The organism is Coxiella-like endosymbiont, from assembly GCF_002871095.1.
In the GTDB taxonomy this organism is placed as follows: Bacteria; Pseudomonadota; Gammaproteobacteria; order Coxiellales; family Coxiellaceae; genus Coxiella.
Map to the genome: position 1 here is coordinate 1 of NZ_NSHJ01000102.1, position 11,036 is coordinate 11,036.

An 11,036-nucleotide genomic window follows, 5' to 3' on the forward strand; every position below is an offset into this window, starting at 1 on the left:
AGTATTTAGTTATATTTGAACTATTGTGGGATTTTTAGTTTCCATTTTCGTTGAATCCAAAATAGTATACTTTTCTAGACTCGTATTATCTAGAGGAAACTTTTCAATGCTGTTTTGAATAGTTTTAAATGACATATTGGTTTCCCTAAATTTTCTTTATTAGCTCAGAGTAGGAGTAAAAACTACGATCTCAAAAAACCACCGCTATTTTATTTTTTTGCTCTTTTTTAGATTTTTGTTCTTCAGGTACTGTTTTTTGAAGAATCCTAATACAAGCACTGTTTTACAGTGATAGATGGTGGATTGCTGAAATTATACATATTGGCCTAATCGTTTCAAACGATTAGAAATATTATATTTTTTATATTTTCTTTTCTGGAGTGTTTTTAATTAATCTTTTTCATGCTTATTAAAATGATTCTTTAATAAATTAGTAGTTGGTTTTGATCATCAAGTGATTCTTTGAGCTGACTAGATTAATTGCATTGATGTAGGAAGACATGTTTTCAAGTTTTGAAAATGCTCTCTTTAAATGAAATTTAAAGAGCCAAGATTGTTTCTGGAAGAACGAAGAATATTTAATGCTTATATTAAGTTTATTAAATTCTTGCAAGCATTTTTTTAGGGTTATAGTTTCATTAATATTATCGATTTATATTTTAGGTTAACCTCAGATAATAGATTCTTCCTGAGTACCTAAAGCTATTAATGTTCGACTTGTTCTAGGAGTGGTGATACTTTTCTGATACATTTATAATGATTTTTTTATTCTGAAGCAGAAGTTCTATTGCTTATTTGTTGATGGAAAGTTTTAAATTTAAGTCAATTTTTTACTATTGTTCTTTTTTAGATCTGATTTAGAAGGTTTATCTGTGGAGAATTCGTTGCACTTGAATTCTAATGTTTTAATTGATTAATTTAATTGATTAATATGGTTCAATATAGTTAAATACTACTCCTCTATTCATCTATTTTTGTATGAAGTTTCTCTTTTTCCCATTTTTCCAGGAAAAATCAAGAGGTCTCTGCTTGAGCTAGTAAATAGTTAAAATTTAAAAGAATCACAATAAAAAATCAGCAATTCTAGTTTCTTCATGAGAAGAATATAATATTAATATTTAAGAGAAGCATATGCTCTTAAATGTTAAGACATAAAGTTTCATTGAATATTCAATGTTTAAATAAGAGGATATATTATATCTATATATAATATAGAGATAGCTGAGCGTCATTATTGAGGGGGAATACGATATCCTTTCCAAATAATGAAGGGAAAGAAAGATAAAAACTGACTGAAGCATTGCTTTTAAATTATTTCAAAGTACGAACTTTGATAAGTTCATCAACAGATTTAGTTTTGACAGTCATTTTTTCACCAGTAAAAGAATTGACCACCTCCTCGGGGCGGTGGGTAGTGGTATGTTTCTGTTTTAGAACACATTTTATTAAGTCTGTAAGAGTCAATTCAATAATCGCCATCTATCTGAAGATGGTAATACATGATAATGGTAAGTTCTTCTAGAAGAGCACTTACATTTTTTTTGCTGAGTAGAGTAATTGCTTTCATTAAGTGAAATATAAATTAAGCTTGATTATTTATTTAAGATATGCTCATGCATGAGGTTAGGGATTTAGTTTTTTGCTGTTTTCTGGAAGATGAGAGGCTATGTTTTTGTTAAGGGTTGTTTTTTCGTCGTCGAGTAGAGATTTTAAATTTCCTAGTACTGCTGGTGGGTTCGTCATTGAGCAGATTTCCCTTGTTTCTTTTTTTGTTGGTATGAGAAGTTTCTATTTTTTATTGTTGTTATGTATGTTTTTTATGACCGTATAAAATTTAAGATATAGTTTTAATGAAAGCAAATCTTTTTTTTGGAAGTTTTTAATTTTATTTAGTTTACGGTTTACGGTAAATTATTTTTTCCTCCTCTAAAATCATAAAATTTGAAGTGCTTTCTGTGAGTTTATGTTTATCTTGCTGTGAGTTTATGTTTAAGTTTATGTTTATATTGATAATAGAGAATTTATAATGAAAGACAGCGAGCTTGCGTATCCAAAAAATGTGCTGTATAATATTCTTATTCTATTCCAATTAAAAGTTATTAAAAACCTGTGACAACTTATATAGCAAACACAAAAACCATTAGCTCCAAATGGTTATTAGTAGATGCAAACGGTAAAACGTTGGGGCGCTTGGCAAGCCAAATTGCTCTGCGCTTACGCGGTAAACATAAACCAGAATATACTCCTAATGTCAATACAGGTGATTTTATCATTGTTATCAACGTCGATAAGCTTCGAGTTACTGGAAAGAAACGAGAACACAAACGATATCATCATCATTCTGGTTATCCCGGCGGAATAAAAACTATTAATTTTAATTCCTTACAGGAAAAGCATCCGGAACGTGTGTTAGAATTAGCGGTTAAAGGTATGCTACCTAAAAACTCTTTAGGGCGTGAAATCTATCGTAAGTTAAAAATTTATGTCGGAAATCAGCATCCCCATAAAGCACAGCAAGCTAAATTGATTGAGTTAGAATAAGGAGTCTTTAAAAGATTTATGGTAGTACAAGTAGTAAAAAAGCAAAATTTAGGTACAGGACGTCGTAAAATGGCTTGTGCTCGGGTTTTTTTGAGCAGAGGTTCTGGAAAGATTAAGGTAAATGGAAAAGACTTAGATGAATATTTTGGTCGAGCAACTGCTCGTATGGTAGTTCGTCAACCTTTAGTGAGTCTTGATGTTCACTCTCAATTTGATATCTATGCTACCGTTGAAGGTGGTGGTGAAAGCGGCCAATCAGGTGCGATTCGTCATGGGATTACCCGAGCTTTAATAAACTACGACGAAGAAGATGGAAAAAGTAGTTTATGGCGCAGGGTATTGCGAAAAGCAGGGTTTGTAACTCGAGATCCTCGCATGGTTGAACGTAAAAAAGTGGGGCGTCATAAGGCACGTAAAGGTACTCAATATTCTAAACGATAATCTTAAAATAATACACCGGTTAAAATGATCATGTTAAAGCGTTCCATTATGACGCTCTATTCAGGTCCTACAGACATTTATAGCCATCAAGTACGGATTGTGTTGGCAGAAAAAGGTGTCAGTGTTTACATTATTAATGTTGATGTTAATCAACCCAGTGAAGATTTGACTGAACTTAATCCTTATGGTACTTTACCTACTTTAGTAGATCGTGATTTAGTCTTGTTTAATTCGTATATTATCATGGAATATTTAGATGAGCGTTTTCCCCATCCTCCTTTACTGCCTGTTTATCCAGTAGCTCGAGCAAAATTTCGTTTATTAATGTATCGTATTGAGCATGATTTATATCCCCGGGTAAAGTCTATTGAAGAAGGTTCTTCTAAACAGGCAGAAGCTGAAAGTGAGGCACTTAAGAAAGATTTAGTGTTGATGGAACCGATTTTTGCTGAAAAACCTTATTTTATGAATGATGAGTTTACATTAATAGATTGTGTGTTATCGCCATTATTATGGCGATTAAGTTATTTAGGGATTCAATTACCTCGTTCGGCAAAAGCTATCGCTAATTATGAAAATCGATTATTTGATCGAGAATCCTTTCAAGCCAGCTTAAATGAAGCTGAACGCGAATATAGAGAGCGTAATGACTGCTAACCTTTCCCTAAAAATGACCTCTACCCGCCCTTATTTATTACGGGCTATTTATGAGTGGCTTATTGATAATCAATTGACCCCCTACATTCTGGTAGATGCTGGGATGCCTAATGTAAAAGTTCCGGAACAATTTGTAGAAGATGGAAAAATAATTTTGAATATCGAGCCTCAAGCAGTGGGCCGATTACGAATAGGTAACGACGCAGTTGAATTTGATGCTCGTTTTTCCGGAATTGGTTATCATCTTTTTATTCCTATGTTAGCAATAAAAGCGATTTATGCCTTTGAAAATGGAAGAGGAATGGTATTCAACGAGGAAGAAGATAGTGGTGATAAAAATCCGCCCCCTCCTTCAAACCAAACAGCACTACTGAAAAGAGGAAGGCCAAATCTTAAAATCGTTAAATAATTTTTTTACATTTGGTATACTAGTCTCATGAATTATGGCGATATCATTCATCTCATCGCATTTATTGTTTTACCTTTATTGTTTGCAATTACTTTGCATGAAGTGGCTCATGGATGGGTAGCTAGCAAATTAGGCGATAAAACTGCTCTTAAGATTGGACGGGTTACCTTTAATCCTATGAAACATATTGACCCTTTAGGAACTCTGATTTTACCAATTTTAATGCTTATTTTAAGTAAATTTACTTTTGCTTTTGGTTGGGCGAAACCGGTTCCTGTAACTTGGCATAATTTTAAAAAACCCCGACGAGATATAGCTCTTGTGGCGTTTGCAGGCCCCTTTGCTAATTTACTTATGGCTTTATTATGGGCGGCTATTGCGAAGGTGAGTCTCACTTGGGGTAGTGGAGTAGAAAAGTTAATCTTAAGAAACATTACCAGTTTTTTCTATAACGCTGGTATTTTTGGAATATTAATCAATGTAATATTGATGATTCTTAATCTAATTCCCCTTCCCCCTTTAGATGGAAGTCGTATTGTTTCTGTAATCTTCCCTCCTAAAGTAGTTTATAACTATTCAAAAATAGACTCTTATGGAATTTGGATTTTGTTGAGCTTGTTGCTGTTTGGATTACTCAATCGAATTCTTGTCACACCCGTTATCTACCTTTCTCAGTTGATTCGTTCTTTTTTTGGATTATAATAAACTTGATATAATTATTCATATTCAAAGACTTTTATTACTTTTTTCACTCCTGAAATTCGTCGTGCAACATCTGCTGCCATAGCCGCTTGTTTGGGACTGACTATACCCATTAAATAAACCACTTTATTCTCAGTAACTACTTTTAGATTAGAAGAGTGCAAACCGATTTTTCCTAACATAGCCACTCGGATTTTAGTAGTGATCCACGAATCAAAAGCTTGTTGTACCGGAGAGAGGGGGACTCCAATAGTAATTTCGTTATAAATACGTCGGATGTATGCAGAAGCTTTCTGTACAGTTTGATAACTGTAATCACGAATTTTAGGTGTTTTAGCTTGTCCTACGAGCAACGCTATATTATTAAATACCGAAATACTAATATGAGAATTTCTTTTTAAGAGAGAATTATTATCCAATTGGTATTGGATGATTGAGTGGGCATTATGATCTTGCTTCATTGTTTGATAAGTGCGCTGATCATAAATCACAGATCCACCAAGTGTCGCACCGGTAGCACCTGCTATCAATACGGCAGGCAGTACACATCCTACAAGAGAACAAACAAGCGTTAATAAGATTATTATTTTTTTCATGGTTAATAACTCCTTAAAATCTTGTAAAACAGCGATTTTTTATTCCCCCGATTCAAATAATTGGTGGTCGATAATGTCACAGAGGCAATGAATGATCAGTAAATGAGTTTCTTGAATACGAGCTGTAGATTCTGAAGGAACTTGTATCTTTATATCATTGGGAGTTAACAAAGTTGCAATTTCTCCTCCATCCCGTCCTGTCAATGCAATAACCTTCATTTCACGGTGATGAGCAGCATTTACGGCATTAAGAATATTTTTTGAACGGCCACTAGTGCTGATAGCTAATAAAATATCACCGTTTGCTCCAAGCCCTTTGATTTGTCGAGAAAAGATTTCATGGTAGCTATAATCATTTGCAATTGATGTAACGGTAGAGGCGTTAGTAGTGAGTGCAATAGCTGGAAGACTCGGGCGCTCTGCTTCAAACCGATTGAGCATTTCTGACGAAAAATGTTGTGCATCTGCTGCAGATCCACCATTTCCACAACTTAAAATTTTATGATTTGAAAGCAAACACTGAACCATTAATTCCCCTGCTTGAGCAATGGGATCGAGTAATACTTCAGCAGCTGTTATTTTAGTTTGAACGCTTTCATTAAAATTGTGTTTAATACGTTGAAATAAATTCATATCAACACTCTCAAAGAAAAATTAGTATTCTACCTTAATTGCATTTTTTATCCACGTAATTTAGCTGTTCTTAGCAATACTGATAAAACATCATAAAAAGAGATCAGCTTTGATTGAAAAGAGGATGCTTTAATAAATATCATACAAAGCAGTTTTGATATAAACTGATACTGTTTGTAGTAAAAAACAGTAGTTACAAGATTGATAAAATAGAATAAATAGATGGTAGAAAATTTCTACAAAAAATAAATTAATTTCTAAGACATCATGAAATCAATTTTTTCTATTTGATATCTAATTGGATATCTAAAATTTTTGTTAATTAGAATTAAGCTTTTTTATGAAAGTGACAAGATATTTTTTAAGAAAATAATAAGATATTTTCTTAGCATTAAAATGAATTTTTTTAGTTCACTAAAACATCAGTCTAAATTATCAATAGTAAAAGAAACAGATAAGTGAGTTTTTTTTAATAATTATTTAATTAATCGTGGTTGGCCATTAATTATTTTTGCCCATAAGAGCTGGCGATAAATTTGCTGATTAGGCAGTAAATATAAGACACCGGTAGCACTATTAGTATGGTATTGAGATATTAAACTCATTTTATATAATTTCGGTAAAATTTGATAGGCATCAACCCCTAATGCATAAAGGCGAGAGTTTTGAGTATAGGAATTTGGGCAAAGTGTACGTATTCGTTCCTGAATTTGTTTAATGGATAAGGGTAATTGTTTAGGAGCTAATACCCAAGGTATATCGTCAAATATTACGCCATCTAAATCATGGTCGATAATGACGCTGCTGGGATAGTAAATGGCTGAAGTTGCATAGATAGGAATATCACCTAAGTAATAAAAGTGAAGCAATGGAATAATTTGTCTTGCTTTACTGAAGTTGGCAACCAGAAAAATAGCGTCAAAATCTTCTCGCCGACGGGGGATAAAGCGAATTTTTTCATACAGTACATGCTTAAGATGTTGTTCCCGACGTTCCGATTGGTCAATATTCAATAATTGACAAATTTCATTGTTTAAATTCGTGTTAACTTTATAAGTTAATTGTGCAGTTATTTTATCGCCGAGAGATTCTAATTGTTTTTGAAAGGCTTGAGCAATTGCATTGCCCCAATTCCCCCATGGGGTGATCATGAGAATATGAGTATGGTGGTCATTCCATATTCGTAACGCTGTTTGGGTAGCTTCATCGAGTGGGGATAATCCAAATTGGAATAAATAAGGATTCCTCGCTTTAGCTAAAGTATTTAAAGCTAATGTAGGGACTGATAGCATATGAGAATTAACAAGTACAGCGATATTTTTTTTAGTAAGAGGGCCCACAATAATATTGGCTGCTTTTTGGAGAGCATTTTGGTAAACGGTGTTAATATTTTTATGATTTGTATTGAGTACCAAAATCGTTGGTATTAATTTTGAGTTGTGTTTTGCCTGATAATAAGCAGCAAAAAACCCATTACAAATTGCATTCGCTTGTTCAGCAAGCTGACCCTCTAGTGGTAAGAGTAAAGCAATTTTAAGAGACGAGGGATTTGAATTATTTACCCATTCCTTAAATATTTGATGATTGATATCTGTAAGGGATCGTTTTGTACAACTAGTAAATAGGAAAACGCAGCTAAGAATGAAGAAAGAGCAGATAGTTGAAAATTTTTGCCACATGGATAAAGTCTATCGTAGACTGGAAGAGTGTCAAGGAGCACTGTTTTGTTTGGTTGTTTATACATTGTAGCGACTCCTATTGGTAATCGGAAAGATATTACTTTGCGCGCGATTGAGACACTTAGAGCGGTTGATTTAATCGCAACAGAGGATACTCGTCATAGTAAAGGCTTACTGCAATATCATGGAATAAGTACTACTTTGCTATCTTTACACGCACATAATGAGGCTACTCGGACTGTTTTAATATGTAAAAAATTAAAGCAAGGGTATGATATTGCCTTGATTTCTGATGCCGGAACTCCCCTTATTAGTGATCCGGGTTATCGATTAATCAGTGCAGTGCGAAAAGCAGGAATCCGAGTAATTCCTATTCCTGGGGCCTGTGCAGGAATTGTTGCTTTAGTTGCCTCTGGATTATCCACTGAACGCTTTGTTTTTGAGGGATTTATTCCTTCTCATGGGGAAATACGCCGAAAAAAATTAGAATCATTAAAAACAGAGTCGCGTACTCTTATTTTTTATGAATCCGTATATCGGATTCAAAATTTAATTAGTTTATTAAATGAAATTTTTGGTCCAGAACGTATGGCTACGATAGCTCGTGAGTTAACTAAAAAATTTGAAACTATTTATACTTCGTCCTTATTAGAATTAAAAAAATGGCTAAATAAAAACTTAGAACAACAAAAGGGCGAATTTGTAATTCTTGTTGAGGGACGACATCTGGAAAAAACAAAAGAAATCAATGAAGAACATAGTCGTTTATTAACAGTATTGCTTCAGGAGTTATCTTTTAAAAAGGCGGTAGCTTTAGCGACGAAAATCAGCGGTATTTCGCGGAAACGACTTTATCCGTTAGCGTTAACTATTCAACAACAGCATCAGCATTCATCATTATGAATTTTAGTGATTTGATACCGATGTCGATTGTTATTAACGCGGTCTCGTAAATCTTTACCTGGTTTAAAATGTGGTGTGTATTTCGCTTCAGTATAAACACGTTCGCCTGTTTTTGGGTTATGTGCTTTACGGGGAGGACGATAATGCAAAGAAAAACTACCAAATCCTCGGATTTCAATGCGTTTTCCATAGGCTAAAGTAATACTCATTTGCTCTAAAATATGATGAACGCTGAGTTCAACATCTTTTAATGAGACTCTTTTTTGTTGTGCTGCGATATGATTGATGAGTTCGGACTTAACCATGCTTGTTTACCTATGTGAGTAATTCGATGAATAGTAATTATAGACTAGGGATTATTAAAATTCTACTCTATTAACCTAACCGTTTTTCAAGAGTTTTTCGGAAAATTCTGCTTAATGAGTTAATTGTACAAGGTACAGGTTATTCAAGAAAATAAGCATCTCTTACTTTAAATTTTTTCTAGATCTTAGGTAATATTTGTTGTTTAATTAAGACCTGGTTTCTTTCCAAGATTAGGAAAGGTCGGATACCTTCTATAGAAGAACTGAAGGATAGATAATATATACACAAAGGGTGTGGATTTGTGTGTAAACTTTCTATAGTATTTTGGGTAAGATTGAAAACTTAAGTTTAGTAAAAAATGGGTCTTCCTGTTTTTTTATTGTTTCGGTTACGTAATAAATACTGACGCTTTGTTTTAAATTACTTTACCGTGAGCATGCTTGCATAGGTATATCAATGCCGAGGTATTTAGGAAGAAGGGCAAGATAAATATTTTAACTATCCATCCTTATATAATAATTTATAAAATTCTAATTAATTTATAAAATTCTTGCTCAGTTTTTTTTGTTAATCCCGTTAATTTAATAAATTCATATTGATACTTTTATCAAGAGCCTTATGGAAAAGTCTACTGAAAATTGCTATGTTCAGCAAAGTCACTATGAAAAATATACCTCTTCTGAGAGGTATGATATTTTTAGCGTATTTTAAGGTTGCACACATCCACATATATCTACACACTTAACTGAATAATAATTCTACCGGTGCTGTGCTGTATTACCCTCATAGTTAAACTGTGTCTTTATTGCAGAAATAAAGGTTTGTAAGTTGCTACCATTTTCCGATATAAGAACGAAAATGAGTAATTTTTAGATGTTATCAATACATCATAACGTTGGGTTTTTAGGTGGAAGAACTGTGAATTTCATAAATTATCCAAGTTTTTTATCTAAGGTAAGCAGTAAATTTATAATTTTGTTTGTGTCTTTATGTAGCAACACAAAGAGAATTATTCTCTGATTCCTATATTAAAGTGTAGACCATTTCTTGGTTTATAACTTTTTTTCTTTTATAATTACTGAAAATTACCGACCAATTTCAACTTTAAATATCCAGGATGGATTCATAAAAGAGGGAATAAACGTAAGAAATGTATATTAATCTTCTGACGGTAATATGAGCTATAGAATGAAGATTAAAATGACACAAAAGCATTTTTACTGATCTTTGCATAAATTCAAGTAGTTGCAAAATAATATCTTCCCTCTCAAATAAGCTATCTTCAAATGGGATCATGAAGCTTAACGTGGATAGCTACAAAAATTTTATAATAATTAATCATGAAAAAATATTTGTTTAAATAGGGTACTAATGATTTTAGGGCGATTAAACATACTTCTTAGCTATACTTTTATCTTTTATCGATAATCTTTTCTTGTTTGATGCTCAGGTAAAATCCCACTCAGTTATAATGAGATTGCTAATGGAGTTTATAGATTGTAGGTTGTTTACCAACGAAATAAGGTTTCTCTATTTTTTATAGTCTTTGCTAATTTCTTTGTGAGTATTTACTAAGCTCTCTTAATATTTAATTAGTTTGTAATTTAATAATCGATAAAAAATAAACACTCTGTCTTTAAGTAGTAATGTCATCGTTAACAAAGATGACTACTAAATTAACTAGTGCTATCATGCTAGTGCTATCATGGCTGTTACTAGATCAATAACTCATTTTAATTTTGTTATTATCCCCAAAAAGTTCCTGTTGTTTATTTTTGAGATAAGGATAGAACGACATTCATATTTCTTAGAAGATCCCCAACTTTTCCACTCAATAATTTAAATATTGAAGTCCATACAATAATTCCCCCCCCTCTTCTCTATGCCGTTTAAAATAGCTGATAGATATGGTGTATTTAGCGATAAGCGATAGGTTTGGTTGAATTTTACAAATCAGTTTGTTTTTTTGATATTCATATCAGTATCGGAGTAAAATAAGGTTTAAAATCTTGATATTGGAGAAAGGAGAGTAAAAGAATGCAGACAAAGAAAAAAATCGTATAATTTTCTCTTGAAAAATTTTAAGTCATAAGAGTATATGATAGCTTTTCAACAAACAAAGATCGTATTTTTTTTAATTGTACTTTTGTTTACAGATAGGGGTATAGC

At 32.7% G+C, this 11,036-nt stretch carries 11 protein-coding genes; 6 read left to right on the forward strand and 5 right to left on the reverse strand.

The window, feature by feature from the left end; genetic code table 11:
* Positions 1-1,311: 1,311 nt before the first annotated feature.
* Entirely contained in the window at positions 1,312-1,479 is a 168-nt protein-coding gene (locus CLERM_RS03955) for an HU family DNA-binding protein (protein ID WP_157939823.1), read from the reverse strand.
* A gap of 630 nt (positions 1,480-2,109) precedes the next feature.
* Here CLERM_RS03955 and rplM point away from each other — a divergent pair.
* From rplM to CLERM_RS02115, 5 genes are read left to right on the forward strand one after another with little or no spacing between them, the layout of a single operon-like run.
* Positions 2,110-2,541, forward strand: a complete 432-nt coding sequence (rplM, locus tag CLERM_RS02095; RefSeq protein WP_102156949.1) for a 50S ribosomal protein L13 — start codon at positions 2,110-2,112, stop codon at positions 2,539-2,541.
* A gap of 18 nt (positions 2,542-2,559) precedes the next feature.
* On the forward strand, positions 2,560-2,982 hold the full coding sequence (gene rpsI / locus CLERM_RS02100) for a 30S ribosomal protein S9 (RefSeq protein ID WP_102156950.1): 423 nt from the start codon (positions 2,560-2,562) through the stop codon (positions 2,980-2,982).
* A gap of 30 nt (positions 2,983-3,012) precedes the next feature.
* Positions 3,013-3,639, forward strand: a complete 627-nt coding sequence (locus CLERM_RS02105; protein WP_102156951.1) for a glutathione S-transferase N-terminal domain-containing protein — start codon at positions 3,013-3,015, stop codon at positions 3,637-3,639.
* On the forward strand, positions 3,629-4,048 hold the full coding sequence (locus tag CLERM_RS02110) for a ClpXP protease specificity-enhancing factor (RefSeq protein WP_236905171.1): 420 nt from the start codon (positions 3,629-3,631) through the stop codon (positions 4,046-4,048). The genes CLERM_RS02105 and CLERM_RS02110 overlap by 11 nt, the downstream gene beginning before the upstream one ends.
* Positions 4,049-4,075: 27 nt before the next feature.
* Complete coding sequence (locus tag CLERM_RS02115; RefSeq protein ID WP_102156952.1) at positions 4,076-4,750, forward strand: site-2 protease family protein; 675 nt, start codon at positions 4,076-4,078, stop codon at positions 4,748-4,750.
* Between the two features lie 14 nt (positions 4,751-4,764).
* Here CLERM_RS02115 and CLERM_RS02120 read toward each other — a convergent pair whose 3' ends face one another.
* The 3 genes from CLERM_RS02120 to CLERM_RS02130 form a co-directional block, all read right to left on the reverse strand.
* The gene (locus CLERM_RS02120; protein WP_102156953.1) at positions 4,765-5,346 is read right to left on the reverse strand and encodes a BON domain-containing protein; all 582 of its coding nucleotides are present in this window, start codon (positions 5,344-5,346) and stop codon (positions 4,765-4,767) included.
* Between the two features lie 39 nt (positions 5,347-5,385).
* Positions 5,386-5,979: a phosphoheptose isomerase gene (locus CLERM_RS02125; RefSeq protein WP_102156954.1), complete on the reverse strand. Its 594-nt coding sequence runs from the start codon at positions 5,977-5,979 to the stop codon at positions 5,386-5,388.
* 476 nt (positions 5,980-6,455) lie between these two features.
* On the reverse strand, positions 6,456-7,658 hold the full coding sequence (locus tag CLERM_RS02130) for a penicillin-binding protein activator (RefSeq protein ID WP_102156955.1): 1,203 nt from the start codon (positions 7,656-7,658) through the stop codon (positions 6,456-6,458).
* A gap of 27 nt (positions 7,659-7,685) precedes the next feature.
* Here CLERM_RS02130 and rsmI point away from each other — a divergent pair, with 27 nt between their 5' ends.
* Positions 7,686-8,561 carry a 16S rRNA (cytidine(1402)-2'-O)-methyltransferase gene (rsmI, locus tag CLERM_RS02135; RefSeq protein WP_102156956.1) on the forward strand — a complete coding sequence of 292 codons (876 nt, stop codon included), beginning with the start codon at positions 7,686-7,688 and terminating at the stop codon, positions 8,559-8,561.
* Here rsmI and CLERM_RS02140 read toward each other — a convergent pair.
* Positions 8,543-8,866, reverse strand: a complete 324-nt coding sequence (locus CLERM_RS02140) for an integration host factor subunit beta (RefSeq protein WP_102156957.1) — start codon at positions 8,864-8,866, stop codon at positions 8,543-8,545. The two genes, rsmI and CLERM_RS02140, sit on opposite strands and share 19 nt — an antisense overlap.
* Positions 8,867-11,036 lie beyond the last annotated feature (2,170 nt).

Excerpts from the sequence above, each read along its gene's own strand:
- CLERM_RS02130 (WP_102156955.1), bottom strand. The coding sequence starts at position 7,658 with ATGTGGCAAAAATTTTCAACTATCTGCTCTTTCTTCATTCTTAGCTGC.
- CLERM_RS02115 (WP_102156952.1), top strand. The coding sequence starts at position 4,076 with ATGAATTATGGCGATATCATTCATCTCATCGCATTTATTGTTTTACCT.
- CLERM_RS02110 (WP_236905171.1), top strand. The coding sequence starts at position 3,629 with ATGACTGCTAACCTTTCCCTAAAAATGACCTCTACCCGCCCTTATTTA.
- CLERM_RS02140 (WP_102156957.1), bottom strand. The coding sequence starts at position 8,866 with ATGGTTAAGTCCGAACTCATCAATCATATCGCAGCACAACAAAAAAGA.
- CLERM_RS03955 (WP_157939823.1), bottom strand. The coding sequence starts at position 1,479 with ATGGCGATTATTGAATTGACTCTTACAGACTTAATAAAATGTGTTCTA.
- rpsI (WP_102156950.1), top strand. The coding sequence starts at position 2,560 with ATGGTAGTACAAGTAGTAAAAAAGCAAAATTTAGGTACAGGACGTCGT.
- CLERM_RS02125 (WP_102156954.1), bottom strand. The coding sequence starts at position 5,979 with ATGAATTTATTTCAACGTATTAAACACAATTTTAATGAAAGCGTTCAA.
- CLERM_RS02105 (WP_102156951.1), top strand. The coding sequence starts at position 3,013 with ATGTTAAAGCGTTCCATTATGACGCTCTATTCAGGTCCTACAGACATT.
- CLERM_RS02120 (WP_102156953.1), bottom strand. The coding sequence starts at position 5,346 with ATGAAAAAAATAATAATCTTATTAACGCTTGTTTGTTCTCTTGTAGGA.